Genomic DNA, 18,080 nt, shown 5'->3' with positions numbered 1-18,080 from the left:
AGCGGCCAAGGCTAGTCCATCATCAGGTGAACGCGACGAGATCGACACGCTCGCTGGCGACCGCACCGGCAGCGACTGTGCGGAGCCCGGCGGGCACATCCGCGACCACCAGCGCACCGGTAGTTCGCCGGATGCGCTCCCCGACGTCTAGCCGGTCGAGGGTCGCTTCGCGGTCGTCGGGACCGGTCAGCCAGTACGCGGTCGCGGGCGGCAGGCCGGCGATCAGGTCGGCGGTTTCGGGGCTCCACGGCCGGAGCGAGATCTCGACTGGCACGGTCCCGGCGGCGGTCCGCAGTTCCTCGGGAGCGATGCGACGGGGAAACCGGTGTGCGCCGGAGGCCAGGGGCTGGTCGAGGATCCATTCGGGCACCGAGGCCGGGGACGGCACCTCGTCGATCGCAACCCCGGCGAACGCCGCCAAGCCGGGCCGGGCGACCTGCGGCGCGGACTCGGCGAACCGGTCGACAGTGACTTTCCCGGCCCGGGTCATGTAAGCGATCATCAACTGCTCCACCGGCATCGCCAACCGGTCCGGGAACGAGTCCCACCACGCCATCGAGCGCTCGGCGATGGCCTGCAGGTGCTCGACGGCGGGCCGCCGCTCCGCCTCGTACTTGCCGAGGGCCTCGCCGAGATCGCCGGAGGCGAGCACCGCGCGGTCGAGCGCGATCGCGTCCTCCATGGCGAGTTTCGTCCCGGATCCGATCGAGTAGTGCGCGGTGTGCGCGGCATCGCCGAGCAACACCGTGTTGCGCGTGTGCCAGTTGCGGCACCGGATCGTCCGGAACCGGAGCCACTTGGTGCGGTTGCCGATCAGGCGGTTTCCTTGCAATGTCCCGGAGAACGCCTCCTCGAGGTAGCGCAGCGAGAACTGATCGCTCTCCCCGTTGGGCGTTTCCCTGGTCGAGACGTCGAATCCCGCTCGACGCCACGTCTTCTCGTCGGTTTCGATCAGGAAGGTGCTGCGATCGGGGGCATACGGGTAGGCGTGCGCGACGAAGGTTCCGTGCTCGGTGGCGACCGGGGTGAAGATCGCCCTCGGCAAGGCGAAATCAGTGCCGCACCACAGATACAGGCCCTCGCCTTCGGCGATCTCCGGCCCGAACTCCGCTGCCAGCTCGGTCCGCGTCGCGCTCGAGATCCCGTCGGCAGCGACGACGAGGTCGGCGTCGAGGCCGGACGCCGACCGGCGCTCGCCGAAGCGCAATTCGACCCCGGCGCCTTCGGCGTGCTTTTGCAGTACTGACAGCAGAGCCGCGCGCCCGATAGCGAGCAGCTCGCCGTGGGCCAGCCGGACCTCGTTCTCGCCGACGCGCATCGACATTTCGTGCCCGTGCGCGGCGGCGACGATGCCGTCGAGCGATTCCTCGTCTGCCAGCCGCAGGTTCCGCTGGGTCCGCGACGCGAGGCCGACCCCGAATCCGAAGGTCTTGTCGGGCACGCCTTGTTCGTAGACCGTCACCGCGGCGTCGGGATGGCTGCGTTTCAGCAGCCGCGCGGCATACAGCCCGCCCGGCCCGCCGCCCAAGACGGCGATGGTGTCGAGCTTCATGATTCGGCTCCTTGCGGGGTCGATTCGGCCGCGAGCAGTGCCGCCGCGTCGGCGCGGAGGCGCTTCTTGTCGATCTTCCCGACATTGGTCTTCGGCAGCTCCGGCACCCAGACCAGGCGTTCAGGCCACTTGTACTTGGCCACGCCGAGCGCGTCCATGTGCTGCTGCACCTGCGGGATCGTCAGGATCGCGCCGGTCTCGGACACCAGGAACGCACAGGCCTTCTCCCCCAGCCGCTCGTCGGGCACGGCGACCACCGAGGCGACCGCGACGTCCTGGTGCTTCATCAGGAGCCCTTCGACCTCTTCGGCGTTGACCTTCTCCCCGCCGCGGTTGATCAGGTCCTTGATCCGGCCCTCGATCGAGACGTGCCGTTTGCCGCCGGCGACGTGCATCGCGGCGAGGTCCCCGGTGCGGTAGAAACCGTCCGAGGTGAACGCCGCCGCGTTGTGCTCGGGCGCGTCGAAATATCCCGGGATGGTGTACGGACCGCGGCAGCAGAGTTCTCCGACGGCACCGTCCGGGACTTCGGTCTCGGTGCCCGGTTCGAGGATCCGCACTTCGTCCGACGGCGCGATCGGCGTGCCGACGGTCGTCCTCCGCACGGGCTCCGGATCGTCCGCCCGGGTGACGAGAAACATGCCTTCGGACATGCCGAACATCTGTCCCGCCCAGTGCGTGCCGCCGTCGTCGACGCGGCTGAACAGGTCGGCCGGAACCTTGGCTCCCGACAGCACCGTGCGCCGGAGCGTACGCAGGACTGGCTCGAATTCGGCTGACCGCAGGGCTTGGTAGTGGCCGTGCCCGATCAGCACGTCAGTCACGCGATGCTCGGCCATCAGCGCGAACGCCGCGACGTGATCCGGGGTAGCCAGGATCAACGTCGCGCCTACCGAGTGGGCGGCGTGCAGCGCGCACGAGATGCCGGCGTTGTGGATGACGGGAATGAGGTGCGCGAGCCGGGTATCGGCGTCCCATCCCAGCGCCCGCGCGTACAGGAGGGCGTTGTTCCAGTATTCGGCGTGGATCCGCGGGATCACCTTCGGCACTCCCGTTGTACCGCCGGACAATTGGAAGACCGCGACGTCCTGCGGATCGGTGTCGGCTTCGACGCTTTCCACGAACGCCCGCGCCTCGGCCGGGCCGATATCGGATCCGAGGTCTTCGATCCGGTGGGCACCGGAAGCCGGTGCGCCGACAGTGACGACAGTGCGGAGCGTCGGGTGTCCGTCGGCGGCGCGGCGGGCGAACTCGACCAGGTCGAACCCGAGCCCGGCTTCGACCAAGTGCGCCTTCGCGCCCACCTTGCGGCTGATGTGGCCGATCTCGTGCATCCGGTGCTGGGCCAGCGTCGCGACGGGCACCAGGCCCGCCTTGAGACAGCCGTACCAGGCCAGCACGATCGCCAACCGGTTGGTCGCCTGGAACAGCACTGGGTCGAGCCGCCGCAGACCTAGGCGGCACAACGCCGCGGCGATCCGGTCGGTGCGCTCGTCGAGCTCCCGATACGTGAGCGTCCCCTCGGCGGTGATCAACGCGAGGCGATCAGCGTGCGCCGACGCGGATTCGTGCAGCCGCGCGCTGATCGGCGTCTCGCTCCATTCGCCGCTCGCCAGGTAGCGCTCCGCGCGATCGGCGGGATGCGGGACCACTCGCCCGTCCCAGTCGAATGCGGTCACTGAATGCTCCTCAGTCGATCGGCGCGGCGGGCAGCAGCGCGGTCAGTTCGCCCACGTGGTCCGGGTGGTCGGCCGGGACGACGCCGGAGTACACCGCGGTCCAGCAACCCGGGCAGCACTGCTGGCGGAACACCACCTCGGCGTCCACGTACTCCGCCGGCGCGGAGCGGACCTGCGGCCCCGCGTCGCTGGAGGGTCCCTCGTAGCGGGCCAGCGACAGCTTGCCGGACTTGGTGTCGCCCAGCAGGCGGCCGCAATGCGCGCACGCGATCACGCGGGCCTCGCCGATGGCGACCTCCGCCAGGTTGTCGTCGATCCGCCGGGCATCGCGCAGATCCACTGTCGCCTCTTGGGAGACTGGAGCCGCGGCGCGGTCGCGGCGCGCGTCCAGCATGCTCGCCCGCAAGTCCGCGGTGCCGGTCGCGTCGAGTTCGCCGTTCGCGATCACCACGCCGTAGTTCGCGCGGGCGCCCTCGACGGTCACCTTGCCGTTCGCCACGTCCCAGGCCACCGCGTCCGGCTCGCGGCGCAGCGGGTCGCCGTAGCCTCCTCCGCCTTGCCAGTGCATGTACAGCACTTCGCCGGGAGCCAGATAGCTCTCCGCGTAGCAAACGCCGATTTCCTTCGTGCCGTTCAGTTCGTCGAGGCTGCCGGGCAACTGACCTGACGAAAGCAGTTCCCGCACCCTGGAATCGCGCGCCAGGATCTCGAGGCCGGTGTTGCCGGGGAGGCCGCCGGCGAGGCCGCCGTTCTGCGCGACGGCTTTCCCCGCCGAAGCGAACACCAGTCCCATCGGCACCCTGCTGCCGTACGGGGTGATCGCGAGCGACGCGCTCACGCCGCCGCGCATCCGGCCAGGTCCGCCCGAGTCGGGCTCTTCCCTGCGCCAGAGCGTCAGCAACGGGTAGAGGAATTCGGTCATCTCGGTGTCCGGGATCCGGCCCATCGGGATGCAGAACAGGCCGCCGGTGTCCATGCCGTCGGCTACCGGCCGCGCGCCGTAGCCGCCTGCCATGGGCTCCATCAGGATGTTCAGGAACGGCACGGGCTGCTCGCCGCGCTGGTCCAGTCCGGCGACGATGGCGGTGTCCCAGGTGCCGCAGCACGAGGCCTGGACGTTCTTGCCGAGCTCGACGTCGCGGTCGAGCATCTGCGCGAGGCATTCGGCGATCAGGTTCCCGGTGAGCCAGGCGGGCCCGATCGGACCTCGGCTGACCGCTGCCGGGAAGGTCGCGTTGTTGATGGTGCCCTCTTCGGAGACCAGCTCGAAGCAGCGCATGAGCCCGCCCGCAGCCCACGGGATGTCTCCGGCCAGCACGGGAAGGAGGGCGAGCATCACCCCGCCGCGCATGCCCGCGTAGGTGCAGTTGATGACCCCGGTCTGCGGGTCGGTGCCGGTGAAATCGAAGATCAGGCGATCGTCGGATTTGGTCATCGCGACGGTGATCTTGTGCAGCCCGCGGTCGCCGGTCGACGCCTGGTCCTGGTATCCGGTGGCCTTCCAGGTCCCGTTGGGCAGCCCGCTCAGCTTGGCGCGAAGCCGCGCTTCGGAGTCGTTCATCATCCGCTTCATGACGGCCTTGACGGTGTCCGCTCCGTACTGCTCGATCACCGCGAGGAGCCGGTCGCGGCCCACGGTGTTGGCCCCGATCTTGGCGCGCAGGTCGAGTCCGACGAGCATCGGCACGCGCGAGCGGCGGGTCCAGGCGTCGGCGACGTCGCGCTGCAGGACGCGGTCGCGGACGACTTTGATCGGCGGCGTCGGCACCGATTCGGAGAAGACGTCCGTGGCGCCGGGGTCGAACGAGCCGAGGCCGGAGCCGCCGAGATCGGGTTCGTGGCAGATGGCGCTGGTCCACGCGAACAGCTTGCCCTCGTGGAAGATCGGCTGGTACACGATGACGTCGCTCTGGTGCAGGCCGCCGCCGACCCAAGGGTCGTTGCACAGGAACATGTCCCCGTCGGCGATGCCGGGATTGGCGGACCGGTTCTGCAGGGTCCAGTAGATCGCGAGGTCGACGGCTCCGACCAGCATCGTGTTGTAGAGGCCCACCTGGACCTCTTGGCCCACCTCGTCGCTGACGGCGAAGTCGAAGTCGTTGGCATCGGTGACGATCGGGGATCCGGACATGCGCTTGAGCGCTTCCCCCATCTCGTCGGTGACCGACCACAGCCGGTGCCGGATGACCTCGTAGGTGAGCGGGTCGACGGCGTCGATCTGCTCCTGGGCGACGGTGTGCAGCGGGACGATGCCGCCGACCGCGCGGCTGAGCGCGTCCGGGTCGAGCGGGCGGCTGGAGAAGATTTCCGAGCCGGGGATCGGTGCGGTCATGCCAGTTCTCCTCGGGTAGGTCAGGCCTGGTCGACGGCGAGGTGCAGGTTGCCGAGCCGGTCGATGGTTCCGGTCGTGCCGTGCGGGACCACGACGGTGGTAGTGGGCACCTCGATCACCGCGGGGCCGCGAAGCACGTGGCCCGCCCGGAGCTTGGGGTAGTCGTAGATGGCGGTGTCGACATAGCCGTGGCTCGCGCCGAGGCACACCTTCCGGGTGCCGGTGCGCGCCGGGGACGCGTCTTCGGAATCGGCTTTCTCGAGTTCGGGCAGCGTCGGCGAGAACGGCAGGACCCCGGTGCCGCGGACGCGATAGGTGATGGCTTGGATGCCAGCCTCGCGGAATCCGCTGTCCTTGCCGAAAAGCGCGGCGTACCGGGCCTCGAACAGGTCCGCGGCCTTGGCCACGTCACCCGCGGTCAGCTCGCCGTTGGGGATCGCTGTCGCCACCTCGGCCAGCTGCATGGTGTAGCGCATGTCGATCTCTCGCTCGATTTCGACGGCCGAGAACTGCATGCCCTGCCGCTGCAGCATCTCGCGGACCGCGCCCTCGAGTTCCTCGAAATTGCGCTGCACCCGGACCGGGTCGAGCGGGAGCGCCGCCGGATCGGAAAGTTCCTTCGCCAGTACGATGTCCGACGACGCGAGCCCGTAAGCGGAGAACGCGGACGCGACTTGGCCGAGCGGGACAACAACATTGGTGACGCCGATTTCCTGCGCGTACCGGCCGCAGTGCGCGGGGCCGGAGCCGCCGAAGGCGTAGACGACGAAGTCGCGCGGATCGTGTCCCGCCTCGACTACGGTTTTCCGCAGCAGGTCGCCGGTCTGCGCGTTCTGCACCTCGTAGATCGCCGCGGCCGCCTCTTCGACGCTCAGCCCGAGCGGTTCCGCGATGCGCGTGCGGATCGCGTCGCGCGCGAGCCCGACATCGAGCGCGCGCCGCCCGCCCAGCAGGCCGCGTTCCGGGATGATGCCCAGCACCAGATTCGCGTCGGTGTTCGTGGGTTCCGTGCCGCCGTTGCCGTAGCAGGCCGGCCCGGGGACCGCCTGCGCGCTGTGCGGGCCGATCTGGAGGTTGCCGCCCGCGTCGATCCACGCGATCGCTCCGCCGCCGGACCCGATCGCGTGGACTTCGAGCGTGGGCACGTTGATCGGATGGTGGTTGATGATCGTGGTCGACGACCGCACCGGTTCGCCGTCGACGACGAGCCCGGCCAGGAAGGTGGTTCCGCCCGCGTCGGTCGCGATGATGTTGCGGTGGCCCAGTTGCTCGCCGAGCGACACCGCGCCGACCACGCCGCCGGTCAGCACCGAACCGACCGTGGAGATCGCGTTGCCCGGAGCCTCGGAGGCGGCGACGGCCCCGCCGTTGCTCTGCATCACCAGCAGCGGGCCGGCGAGTTTTTCCTTGCGGAGTTTGCTTTCCAGCTCGCCGAGGTAGTCGCGCAGACCCGGCCCGACCTGCGTGCTCATGATGGTGGTCGCGTTGCGGGCGAACTCGCGGATGCGCGGAGACACCTCGCTGGAGATCGCCACGAACAGCCCGGGATCGATCTCGTGCGCGATCTCCCGGATCCGCAGTTCGTGCGCGGGGTTGCGGAAGGACCACAGGAGGGACACCGCGATCGCGGAGATGCCGTCGGCGACGAGGGTCCGCACCGCCTCGCGGACCTCGTCCTCGTTCAGCGGGACGACGACGCGGCCGTCGCGGTCGATGCGTTCGGTGACCTCCAGCGCGTGGCGCTTGCGGACCAGGCCGTGCGATTTGCTCTGCCCGATCGGGTTCTGGAGTTCCTCTGGCGCGCGGCCGAGGTAGCGGCCCTCCACGTTCATGATGTAGATCGAGTCGCGGTGGCCCTTGGTCGTCAGGAAGCCGATGTCCGGAACCCGGTTCATCACCAGCGCGTTGAGCGACGAGGTGGTGCCGTGCGCGATGTGGTGGGTGTTCGCCAGCATCTCCGCCATCGGGACGCCGAGCTGCTCCGCGAGCACGCCGAGCACGTCCATCACGCCGTTCGAGTAGTCCGGCGGCGTCGAGGCGGTCTTGCCCGCGAGCACCAGGCCCTCGCCGTCGTCGAGGACGGCGTCCGTGAACGTGCCGCCGACGTCCACTCCGATTACGTATGCCATGAGCTCCGCTCTCCCTTGAGCTGAACGATCCTAGGTGACCCAGACCACTGATTCGACTGTTGTGTCGATTATTTGACGAGCGCGCAGAGAAAGTCAAGAGGGTATGTGCGCCGTCTCTGCCTGCACGGATGACTTGACTGTTTGACAGATGAGTCAAATAATCGTCGTGAGCGCAAGGCATTGAAGGGATCCCCATGAGCACCCACCGGATCGGGCTCGTCGTACCGAGCAGCAACGTCACCGTCGAGACCGAGTTGCCGGCCATCCTCGAGAGGCACCCGTCCGCGGGCTTCTCGTTCCACTCGACGCGGATGCGCATGCACACCGTCTCGCCGGCAGGCCTGGCAGCGATGAACGCACAGCGCGAGCGCTGCGTCATGGAGATCGCGGACGCTTCTCCGGAGGCGATCCTGTATGCCTGTCTGGTGGCCGTCATGGTCGGCGGCCCGGGCGAGCACCAGCGCGTCGAATCCGCAATCGCCGAACAACTCGCCGCCGGCGGGTCCGAGGCCCTCGTCCGGTCCAGCGCGGGTGCGCTGGCAGAGGGTCTGCGCGCGCTCGGCGCGCGGCGGGTCGCGTTGGTGACGCCGTATCTGAAACCGCTCGCCCAGCAGGTGGTGGAGTATCTCGAAGCCGAGGGCTTCGAGATCGCCGACTGGCGCGCGCTCGAAGTGTCCGACAACAACGAGGTCGGCTGCATCCCCGGCGAGCAAGTAATGGCAGCCGCACGGTCGCTGGATCTGTCCGATGTGGACGCTCTGGTGCTGAGCTGCTGCGTGCAGATGCCGTCGCTCGCGCTGATCGAGCCCGCCGAGCAGGAGTTCGGGATTCCCGTCCTGTCCGCCGCGACCGCCGGGGCGTACAGCATCCTGCGCAGCCTCGGCCTCGACGTTTCGATCGACGGCGCGGGCAGTCTCCTGCGCGCCGGCGCCACCGCCTGAACTCACCCGAAAGGAGAACCGGCATGTCCGAATCGCCGCAGCATCTGGCGAAGGGCGTCGACCACGTCGCCTTCCCCACGTTCGACCCGGCCGGAACGGTCCGCTTCTACCGAGACACCCTCGGGTTCCCCGTGGTGCACTCGATCTGCGCCGCCGGCTGGGGCCCGGAGCAGCACCCGGACTTCATCCACTTCTTCTTCGACATCGGCAACGACGACCGGCTCGCGTTCTTCTACTACTTCGGGCTCGAGCAGTTCGAAGGCGGCCCGCGGGGCGACGTCTACGCGAAGTTCTCCGAAGACGTGCCCGTCTTCTTCATCCGCTCGCGTCACCTCGCGATCCACGTGGACAGCGAGGAACACCTCCTGGAGTACCGCCGCCGCCTCGACGGGAGCGAGTGGCCGGTCGAGATGCAGATCCAGCACGAGACCATCGAGTCGATCTACACCCACGACCCCAACGGCTACCTGGTCGAGATCACCCGCGCCTTGCGGCCGGTCACCCCGCAGGAGGACCTCGACGCGAACATCACCATCGACGCGCTGGTCGACGTCGTCTCCGGGCCCGCTCCCTCGATGGACGCGCTGCTGGTCCGGAAAGCGGAGCTGATCGTCGAGCGCGCCGAGCAATGGCAGCGCGACCAGCCCGCGGAGGTGCCCGCGCGATGACCGCCGTCCTCTTGCTCGACGTTCCCGAAAACCGGCCGATCGTGGCGGTCGCCGCCGAGGCCGCCGCCGTCACCGTCGACCGTGTCGGCCCCTATTTCAAGGTCAGCGCACCGGGACCGATCGTCATCGACCGCCGCGCCACCGGCTGCCGGCACGCCGTGTGGTACAGCAGCGTCGCGGGCTTGCTGCACACGAAAATCACCCAGTGGGACAAGGACGCGCTGCGGCTGGAGGAACGATGACCTCCGCGACGAGGGCGCGCCTCGGCGCCGGGCGGTACATCGAGGCGGCCGAGATCCCGCCCGGAACCGTCACCTCCGTGCACGAACTGGCCACCGCTGACGGCGCGAAGGTCTCCGGCGTGCTGCGGGCACTCCCCGGCGCGGACACTGTCGTGTCGATCATGCACCCGCGAATGGACACCGCGCACCACGTGCTCGTGCCCGAGCTGCTGTCGCGAGGTTTCGCCGTGTGGACGCAGGGCACCCGATCGCCGAACAACGACCTGAACCTGATCCACGAGCAAGCACTGATCGACGTCGCCGCCGGTCAGGTTTTCCTGCGGGACAAGGGTTTCGCCGCCAGGATCACCCTCGGCCACTCCGGCGGCGGCACCCTGTTCGCCTTCTACCACCAGCAGGCGGGGCTGCCTCCGGAACAGCGGATCGCCGCGGCCCCGTCGGGACGGCCGGTCGACCTTCCGTCCGCCGACCTGCCGATCCCGCACGGCGCCGTGTTCCTCGCCCCGCACCCCGGACAGGGCGCGTTGCTGCAGCGGCTCATCGACCCGTCGGTCGCCGACGAAGCAGACCCGCTGTCCGTGCTCGACGACCTCGATCCGTTCGCCGCGGCCAACGGTTTCGCCGCGCCCCCAACGTCCTCCGCCTACTCCGCGGAATTCGTCTCCCGGTACCGTGCCGCGCAGGCCGACCGGATCGCCAGGATCGACGCCGAGGCCCGGGCCCGGGTCGCGCTCGCCGACGAGGCCCGGGCCCGGTTCAAGGCCACCCAGGACCCCGCGGACCGCCGGGCGTCGCTGGCGCCCCGCGTCCTCACGATCTACCGCACGGACGCCGACCTCCGCTTCGTCGACCTGTCCCTCGACCCGAACGACCGGCCCTACGGATCGCTGTTCGGCCGACGCCCCGACCTCACCGACTACGGGCTGGTCGGCTTCGCCCGTCTCGTCACCCCCGAAGCCTGGCTGTCGACCTGGTCGGCGAACACGACCAACGCCGATTTCCTGCGCTGCGCCCCAGGCGTGCGAACCCCGTCCCTGTTCGTCGAACTCACCGGCGACGCCGCCTGCTTCCCGAACGACGCGAAAGCCATGGTCGCCGCGCTCGGCGCCGACGACGTCGACCACCGCCGCGTCGCCGGCACCCACTTCGGCGGCCCCCTCCGGCCCGGCGAACCGACCGGAGCCAGCCTCGCCGCGGCCGAGATCGGCGCGTGGCTCGCGGACCGGTTCCCAGGATGACGCGTACCCGGCTGGTCGCCACGGTCGCGGCCGCCGTCACCGCTTCAGGCAGGCAAACCCAGCGTCGAGACGACCCGCGACTTTGCACTGGCGGAGGAATCGCCGTCCGCAGTTGTGCGTGCCGCCACCCGATCCAGCTCCGCCCGTCAGCCTACGTCGACGGCGGGACCACCTCAGCCCCGTGAAGCCGATCGCTGCCGGACCAGTCCTCGTGCCCGTCGTCGGCCGCGCTCACCCGCACGCCAGAAAGGCGAGCACCTAGCCGCGTCAGCCGGCGGACAGAGCGTCGATGCGGCCCGATCGCCGGGCGACGAACACGGTGACGCCGCCCGCACGGGCTCCTGCCGTGGCGAGCGCGGTCACCGGATCGTCGTCGCGCAGTCCGCCGGCCGGGCGGATCTGGTCGCCGGGCCGGGCGGCCGGGGTGAGCCGCCAGAGCAGCACGGTGCCGTCCTGGTCGCCGCTGACCAGGGTGCGCCGGTCGCCCGGGAGCCAGGCGGAGGCGGTGACCGGAGCGGTGTGCCCGGTCAAGGCGACGGCGCTGCGGCCGGCGGGCCCGGCGCCAGAGAAGTCCCAGCAGGTGAGGACGTCGCCGGAGGCGCACGCCATCCACCGGCCGGTGTCCTCAAAGGACAGTTGCGACACCGTGCCGGGAAAGCCGGACATCCGGAAGTCCGAACCGTCGTCGACCTTCCAGCCGTGCAGGGTGGCGTCCTGGCTGCCGCCGACCACCCACCGGCCGTTGGGCGCCGCCGCGAGCCCGGAGATCGCCCCGGGAGCGGGCAGGGCGCGGGTGATCCGATCGGTTTCCGGCTCGAAGATCGTCACGGCCTGATAAGCCGAGGCGGCCACCCGGAGCGCGCCGCGCGGCCACCGCACTCCGGTCACGGTGCTGGCGAGCGGGCCGGAGGACCAGCAGATCTCGCCGTTCCGGTCCAGCACGCGAACCTGCCTGCCGTCGGCGACGGCGAGGCGGACCGAGCGGGCGTCCCACGCCGCGGCGGCCGACCATCCGGCAGCGGAACTGGCGAGCTGTTCGCCGTCCGCGCTCCACATCCTGCGGCGCGTCATGCCGAGCGCGGCGATCCGGGTTCCGTCGGGGCTGGCCGCAACCGCGAGCAGCGCATCGTCGAGAAAGCTTTCCCACTGCCGTGCACCGCCTGTCCCGAGCAGCCGGACGGCGCCCTCGGAGCCGCCGACTGCGACCGCAGCGTCCTCACCGCGACCAACCACGTCGAGCGCCACCGCGGGTTCGCCCAGGTCGGCCTGCCATCGGGGGCGGAACGCGATGCGGTCGGCGGCCGCCCTCACGCGGGAACCTCGGCTTCCAGGCACGCCCGGAATTCCCGTTCGAGCTGAGCGCGGTCGAGATTGCGGCCGATGAAGACCATCCGGTTGCGCCGCGGCTCGCCCTCCCGCCACGGCGCGCCGAGGTCCCCGTCGTGAAGCATGTGCACGCCCTGGAAGACATAGCGCCGGTCGGTGCCGGCCAGGTGCAGGATTCCCTTGCTGCGGAACAGATCCGTCCCGCGCTGGCCGAGCAGCACGCCCAGCCATTCGTTGAGCCGTTCGACGTTGACCACGCCCTCGCATTCGATGCCCACGCTGGTCACCGTGAGATCGTGCTGGTGCTCGGCGTCCCGCAGGAACTCCGGCTCCTCGGCCAGCACCTTGTCGAGGTCGAACGCGCCCACGTCCAGGATCTCGTCGAGGTCGACGTCCCCGTGCCGTGCGGGCAGGACGCGGACCCCGGCGTTGATCGCCCGGATGCGCCGGGTCACGGCCTCGAGGTCGCCCGGCCCGACGAGATCGGTCTTGTTCAGCACCACCCGGTCGGCGAACGCGATCTGCTCGACGGCCTCGTTCTCCGCGCCGTCCGGTTTCTCGTCGTCCAGGTGCTGGACGATGTGCTTCGCGTCGACCACGGTCACGATCGCGTCCAGGCGCAGCTGCGAGCCCAGGGTGTCGTCGACGAAGAACGTCTGGGCGACCGGAGCGGGATCGGCCAGGCCGGTGGTTTCGATGAGGATCGCGTCGAAGCGGTCCTTGCGCTTGAGCAGCGCTCCGAGAATCCGGATCAGGTCGCCGCGCACCGTGCAGCAGATGCATCCGTTGTTCATCTCGAACACTTCTTCTTCAGCGTCGAGCACCAGCCCGTCGTCGACGCCCACCTCGCCGAACTCGTTCTCGATCACGGCGATTCGTTTGCCGTGCCGCTCGGTCAGGATCCGGTTGAGCAAGGTGGTCTTGCCGGAGCCGAGAAAACCGGTGAGGACGGTGACCGGGATCCGGGAATCGGTGTCGTTCATCGCGCTGCGTTCTCTCCTTCGGGACGGGCGGCGAGCAGCCGGCGGACCGCGTCGTCGTCGAGCTCGGACAGCGGCGCGTGCAGCGTCCAGCGGCGGCCGCCGCCTCCGCCGAGGACCGCGATCTTGGTTTCGACCGGCGGGCAGCCCGGTTCGGCACAGGCCAGCTGCTGCACCGTCACCGCCGCACTGGAACCGAGCGCGAGAACCTCGCGCACCACGGCGGCGATCTCGCCGGCCCGGTCCGAGCGCGCCGCGTCGGGTTTGTTCGACCGGCCCAGCAGCCGGTCCAGTGCTTCGTCCATCGCTCCCCGCAGTCCTCGTCGTGCTGTCACAGTAGATGATAACGACATTCATTATCATGTACTGCTCCGGGGCAGGCCACCTCCTCTTTGCTGCGAGGTTGCGAGCTGCGCGGCTGCGCGAAAAGCATGACACCGCGCCGAAAACGCCGCGCCGGACGACGCCCGTCCCGCTGCCACCGATACCGCCCGGACGCCCGGAGCGGTCGCGTGGACGCGGACGTGATCGCGATACTGGTCTAAATCAGTCGCGCGGGGTGTCGAACGACAGCATCGCGGTCGGCACTTGCGCGACCGCGCCAACGAGAGCCCGTTCCAGATTGGCTGGGGCGAAGGGATTTTGAACGGATAGCCCGTCCGGAGCGGCTCCGGACCTGCCGCCTCGAACGTGTCCCGCACTTCGCCAGCGCCTTCCCGAGTTACGGCTTCACGCCGTCGGTCGAGTGCCCGGCGTCCCGGTCGAGCAGACCTGGTCGGGTCAGCGCGGCCCGGGCCGAGAAGAGTCCCGCGCCGTCGCGGAGTGCGTGGCTGCCCAGCTGGCCAGGAGTTTCAGCCGGTCCTCGGATGCGGTGCCGGGTTCGGCGGTGTAGCTGACCAGGTCGTGCACGGCTCGGCCGGACACGTGGAGGTCGAGGGACTGGAAGGTCAGTTCCAGCCGCCCGACGTCGGGGTGCTCGAGCAGTTTGATGCCGTCGTGGCGCAGCAGGACGTCGTGGGCGGCCCAGTGGCTGCGGAACTCGGGGCTGAGGGTGGACAGTTCGCCGACGAGTTCGCGCAGTGCCCGGTCGCGGGGCTCGCGTCCGACCTCGGACCGCAGCAGGGCGGCGGTGGCGGCGCCGGCGGCGTCCCAGTCGACGAAGAAGTCACGCGCTCCGAGGTCGAGGAAGATGTAGCAGGCGAGGTTGGGGCGGCCGCGCCGGTCGACGGTGGCGCTCTCGAACATCGGCGCGAACAAGCCTCGGGCCATGGGGTTGCTGGCGACGACATCGGTGCGGCCGTTGCGGACGAACGCCGCGGACAGCGTCATGGAGTCGAGCAGCCATTGCACGCGGGGCGGGACCTCGACGTCCTTGCGGCGCGACGGCGTGCGATTCGCGGGCTTCGACGCGCGGGCCAGGTCGAACAGGTAGGTGCGTTCGTCGTCGTCCAGCCGCAGGGCGCGCGCGACCGCGTCGAGGACGTCCTCGGACACGCCGCCGATGTGCCCCTTCTCCAGCCGCGTGTACCAGTCCGTGCTGACCCCGGCGAGGACGGCGACCTCTTCGCGCCGCAGCCCGGGGACCCGGCGCCGGGTGCTGGCCGGCAGCCCGGCCTGCGCGGGGGTGATCCGGGCGCGCCGGCTGGCGAGGAAGTCCCGGATTTCGCCGCGATTGCCCGGCTGACGATCCATGCTTCCACGGTAGCCGCTGGCCGCCGCAGAAGGGGGGTTGAGGTCATACCCCCGATGAACGCGACCTTCTCCGGTGGCGGCCCTCGCGGTCTGCTGGAGGACATGACGAGCAAGACATTCACCGCGCCGGCGGCGTTGGGCACGTGGGCCTGGGGAGACAGCGGCGAGGCGGGCGACGGCTACTTCGGCAGCGAGCTGACCGAGTCCGGTCTGCGCGAGGTCGTCGGCAAAGCGCACGCGAACGGGTTGACTCTGTGGGACACCGCGGCGGTGTACGGCATGGGCCGCTCGGAGACGGTCCTCGCCCAGGCGCTGAAAGGCTACGACCGCAGCGAGTATCAGCTGTCGACGAAGTTCACCCCGCAGATCGCGGGCGACGGCGCCGATCCGGTCGCGGACCTGCTGCAGCAGAGCCTCGACCGATTGGGCACCGACTACGTGGACCTGTACTGGATCCACAACCCCGCCGACCTGGCCCGCTGGACGCCGCTGCTGATCCCGCTGCTGCGGGACGGCAGGATCAAGCACGTCGGCGTCTCGAACCACAACCTGGAGGAGATCGCCCTCGCCGACGAGATTCTCGGCGAGGCCGGCTACCGCGTGGAGGCGGTCCAGAACCACTACAGCCTCCTGTACCGGAGCTCCGAGCGCGCGGGCATCCTCGACCACTGCCGCGAGCACGACGTGACGTTCTTCTCCTACCTGGTCCTCGAACAAGGAGCCCTGACCGGCAAGTACAGCCCGGCCCACCCGCTGCCGGAGGGCAGCAGCCGGGCGGCCGGGTACAACGGCATCCTTCCCCAGCTGCAGGCGCTGACGGACAGGATGGGAGCGATCGGCGCGGGGCGGGACGCGTCCGCGGCCGAGGTCGCCACCGCATGGGCGCTGGCCAAGGGAACCACGCCGATCATCGGAGTCACGAAGCCCGAGCACGTCGACGGGCTGGTCCGCGCTCGCGACCTCGAGCTCGCCGACGAGGAAATCGCGGAACTGGAGGCGCTGGCGAGCGCCGCGGACGTCGACACGCGCGGCAGCTGGGAGCACGAAATGTAGCGGCCGTCGGAACGAAAGACCGCTCGGGAAAGGGAGGGAGACTTTGCCGCCGCGTCCGGAGGCCGATCAGCACCTGTCCGTTGCGGTTCCTCTCCACCGCCGACGGACTGGGCGTTTGCGACGAGTGCAGCCGCGCGACGACCGGCCCCGACACCCGTCTAATCGATCGCTCAGTGGTGCTGCGCGGATGGCGGTACCGCGCAAGGATCCTGGTGCTCCCGGCCGGCAAACCTTTTAGAGTGGGCCCATGAGCGACCCGGAGGAGCTGGCCCGCGGACTGCGGTCCGCGGCACGGAACGCCGCGACCGCCGCCTTGCGCAAGGGACTCGAGGAGATCGAAGAGCGCCACGGCCAGCACGTCGCCGACCAGGTGGTCGGCTTGGTCGACGTCGACGGAGTGTTCGCGGGGCTGCGCGAACCCGAGCGCGCGCGGCGAAGCGGCGGCGACGACGAGCCGTGGGAGCTCAAGCCGATGGGCTCGCGCTGAGCGCGCCTCATTTCTCCCAGGTGTAGCTCAGGGCCGGCGGGGTGTCGGTCGTCTTCGTGACGGTCAGGTGCTGGTCCGGATGCGCGGCGGCCCACCTGGTCATCTCGTGGTAGAGCTGGTCGCGCATGCCGGTGTCGCGCACCTCGATCGTGGCGCGCTGGCCCAGCTGGCTCGGGTCGACGTGCGAGTCGGTGCGGATCGCCAGGTTCCAGAAGTGCTTCTTGTCGGTGCCGTCGGCGCCCTGGCCGTCGTTGGTGAAGTAGGTCTCGCCGGTCGTCTTGTTGTAGATCGTCTGCGTCACCTTGATCTGGTCGTCGCCCCGGGCGGTCTCGAAATAGCCGGACGGGTCCGAGGAACCCGGTTCGCGGGTGTAGAACCCGACCTCGCCGCCGTACGCGCCGCCGAACCCGTAGCTGCCCTTCCACAGTTCGAGCCGGTACTGCTTGCCGGTCTTGGGATCGGTGAACTCCATGTTGTCGCCGTCCGCGCCGGTCTCGTCGAGGTGCGTGCCGATCACCGGCCCCAGCTTGTCGTAGAGGTCGTGCCAGCCCAGGAAGCTCTGCATCGAGTGCTCGCCGGTCGTGTAGTAGTCGCCGTCCGCGACGTACTTGAAGCCGAGGTAGTCGTAGATCTTCTGCGCGATCTCGCGGTTCCGCAGCAGCAGTTCCCAGTCGCCGCTCAGCAGCGCGGCCTTGAGCCGCGGGTCTTTCGCCACCAGTTCGGCGAAACCGGGGATCTCGCGCAGCATGATCGCGGCGATCTCGGCGGGATTCCGCTTTTCCGAGCCCGCGAGCTCCCACACCCGGCCCGTCTTGTTCCGGAGCTTGAGACCTTCGGCGAGCAGGACCGCGTCGTAGCCGAGGACGATCCGTTCCAGGTCGGCGAGCACGACGAGCGCCCGCGCCTTGACGGCCTTGTCCTCCGCCCAGGCGAAGACGAGATTGCCCTTGCCGCGGGAGAGGTCGTCCCAGACGCCGTTGAGTTTCTTCTCCAGTGCCTCGCCGTCCGCGCGCCGGCTGCCGGCCTCGCGTTGCGCCTTCGCCAACGCGTCGCGGACGACCTCGAACGACTTCGCGGAATCCTCGAGATCCTGCGCTTGGTCGTCCCGGTTCTTCGCGAAGTCCGACAGCGACGCGAGGGCCGACTCCCCCGCGCCGCCGTGCCAAGCTTCGGCCAGCTGAACCCGGACGGCCTCGACCAGCGCTTTGGCGTCCAGGACGGCTTCCTTCGCGGTCCGGCAAGCCTGGGCCCGGGAGTCCAGGTCGGCCGTGCTGCCTTTTTCCACCTGTCCGGCGACGTCGCGGATCTTCTCGAACACCGAACTCATCGGTCGATCCCCCCGAGGCCGGCGTCCAGCGCCTTCAGGAAGGTCGCGCGCGCCGCGGAATCCGTGCTGTCGTAGGCCCTTGCCGCGGCTTGGATGGTTTCGACCAGGCTCGCGACCTGCTGCCGCGCCGCCTCCAGGTCCTCCTGCCGGGTCAGCAGCCAGACGTCGTAATCCCCCGCGAAACCGCCGGCCCGGTGGGTCGCCCCGACATTCGGCGCGCCTCCGGGGGCGAGCGTGGGCTGTTTCCCGGCGGCGAGCTTGCCCGCCGCGTTCTTGATGTCCGCGACATCGGCCTCGAACCCCACTGCGCGCCTCCCCCGGTCAAGTGACACTCGGCAAGCGCAATGTAACACTCAACTCGTGCATTGCCGTCCGATTCGCTCATTCCGGGGCATCCTGCACGCGGGGAGGCCGGGATTCAGCACGTCCTGCTT

At 69.7% G+C, this 18,080-nt stretch carries 16 protein-coding genes; 6 read left to right on the top strand and 10 right to left on the bottom strand.

From position 1 onward, the window contains the following. Positions 1–22: 22 nt before the first annotated feature. From L942_RS40795 to L942_RS40780, 4 genes are read right to left on the bottom strand one after another with little or no spacing between them, the layout of a single operon-like run. Positions 23–1,552 (bottom strand): FAD-dependent monooxygenase, encoded by a 1,530-nt coding sequence (locus tag L942_RS40795; RefSeq protein ID WP_037370712.1) that lies wholly within the window; start codon positions 1,550–1,552, stop codon positions 23–25. Continuing rightward, complete coding sequence (locus L942_RS40790; protein ID WP_037370711.1) at positions 1,549–3,231, bottom strand: (2,3-dihydroxybenzoyl)adenylate synthase; 1,683 nt, start codon at positions 3,229–3,231, stop codon at positions 1,549–1,551. Before L942_RS40790 ends, L942_RS40795 begins: the two co-directional genes overlap by 4 nt. Positions 3,232–3,241: 10 nt before the next feature. Then, positions 3,242–5,563, bottom strand: coding sequence for a hydantoinase B/oxoprolinase family protein (locus L942_RS40785; protein WP_037370710.1), 2,322 nt, complete (start codon positions 5,561–5,563; stop codon positions 3,242–3,244). Between the two features lie 20 nt (positions 5,564–5,583). Next, on the bottom strand, positions 5,584–7,692 hold the full coding sequence (locus tag L942_RS40780; protein WP_037370709.1) for a hydantoinase/oxoprolinase family protein: 2,109 nt from the start codon (positions 7,690–7,692) through the stop codon (positions 5,584–5,586). A 194-nt stretch (positions 7,693–7,886) separates the two neighbouring features. On the opposite strand from L942_RS40780, the gene L942_RS40775 reads away from it, so the two are divergent. The 4 genes from L942_RS40775 to L942_RS40760 are packed head-to-tail and all read left to right on the top strand — an operon-like array spanning position 7,887 to position 10,781. Further along, positions 7,887–8,633: a maleate cis-trans isomerase family protein gene (locus L942_RS40775; RefSeq protein WP_037370708.1), complete on the top strand. Its 747-nt coding sequence runs from the start codon at positions 7,887–7,889 to the stop codon at positions 8,631–8,633. 23 nt (positions 8,634–8,656) lie between these two features. After that, on the top strand, positions 8,657–9,301 hold the full coding sequence (locus L942_RS40770) for a VOC family protein (RefSeq protein WP_037370707.1): 645 nt from the start codon (positions 8,657–8,659) through the stop codon (positions 9,299–9,301). Next, positions 9,298–9,543 (top strand): hypothetical protein, encoded by a 246-nt coding sequence (locus L942_RS40765; RefSeq protein WP_037370706.1) that lies wholly within the window; start codon positions 9,298–9,300, stop codon positions 9,541–9,543. Before L942_RS40770 ends, L942_RS40765 begins: the two co-directional genes overlap by 4 nt. Continuing rightward, a complete protein-coding gene (locus L942_RS40760; RefSeq protein ID WP_037370704.1) occupies positions 9,540–10,781 on the top strand; it encodes a hypothetical protein in 1,242 nt (413 codons plus the stop codon). Before L942_RS40765 ends, L942_RS40760 begins: the two co-directional genes overlap by 4 nt. A gap of 267 nt (positions 10,782–11,048) precedes the next feature. On the opposite strand, the gene L942_RS40755 is transcribed toward L942_RS40760, so the two are convergent. From L942_RS40755 to L942_RS40740, 4 genes are all read right to left on the bottom strand, one after another. After that, entirely contained in the window at positions 11,049–12,092 is a 1,044-nt protein-coding gene (locus L942_RS40755) for a WD40 repeat domain-containing protein (protein WP_051166582.1), read from the bottom strand. Continuing rightward, a complete protein-coding gene (locus L942_RS40750; RefSeq protein WP_037370702.1) occupies positions 12,089–13,090 on the bottom strand; it encodes a CobW family GTP-binding protein in 1,002 nt (333 codons plus the stop codon). Before L942_RS40750 ends, L942_RS40755 begins: the two co-directional genes overlap by 4 nt. Then, entirely contained in the window at positions 13,087–13,392 is a 306-nt protein-coding gene (locus L942_RS40745; RefSeq protein WP_200863081.1) for a hypothetical protein, read from the bottom strand. The genes L942_RS40750 and L942_RS40745 overlap by 4 nt, the downstream gene beginning before the upstream one ends. 475 nt (positions 13,393–13,867) lie before the next feature. Further along, positions 13,868–14,779: a helix-turn-helix transcriptional regulator gene (locus L942_RS40740; RefSeq protein ID WP_037370700.1), complete on the bottom strand. Its 912-nt coding sequence runs from the start codon at positions 14,777–14,779 to the stop codon at positions 13,868–13,870. A 102-nt stretch (positions 14,780–14,881) separates the two neighbouring features. Between L942_RS40740 and L942_RS40735 the strand changes: the two genes are divergently transcribed. Both L942_RS40735 and L942_RS40730 read left to right on the top strand, forming a co-directional pair. Next, entirely contained in the window at positions 14,882–15,832 is a 951-nt protein-coding gene (locus L942_RS40735; RefSeq protein WP_037370899.1) for an aldo/keto reductase, read from the top strand. Positions 15,833–16,079: 247 nt separating this feature from the next. Continuing rightward, on the top strand, positions 16,080–16,319 hold the full coding sequence (locus L942_RS40730) for a hypothetical protein (RefSeq protein ID WP_037370698.1): 240 nt from the start codon (positions 16,080–16,082) through the stop codon (positions 16,317–16,319). Between the two features lie 7 nt (positions 16,320–16,326). Here L942_RS40730 and L942_RS40725 read toward each other — a convergent pair whose 3' ends face one another. Together L942_RS40725 and L942_RS40720 are read right to left on the bottom strand one after the other, a co-directional pair. Next, positions 16,327–17,646, bottom strand: a complete 1,320-nt coding sequence (locus L942_RS40725; protein WP_037370697.1) for a DUF4474 domain-containing protein — start codon at positions 17,644–17,646, stop codon at positions 16,327–16,329. Beyond that, a complete protein-coding gene (locus L942_RS40720; RefSeq protein ID WP_037370694.1) occupies positions 17,643–17,951 on the bottom strand; it encodes a hypothetical protein in 309 nt (102 codons plus the stop codon). The genes L942_RS40725 and L942_RS40720 overlap by 4 nt, the downstream gene beginning before the upstream one ends. Positions 17,952–18,080: the final 129 nt, after the last annotated feature.

It is taken from the genome of Amycolatopsis orientalis DSM 43388 (assembly GCF_000411975.1).
GTDB lineage: Bacteria > Actinomycetota > Actinomycetes > Mycobacteriales > Pseudonocardiaceae > Amycolatopsis > Amycolatopsis orientalis_D.
Note: the sequence above shows the minus strand (reverse complement) of the source record. Positions and strands in the feature narration are given on the sequence as shown.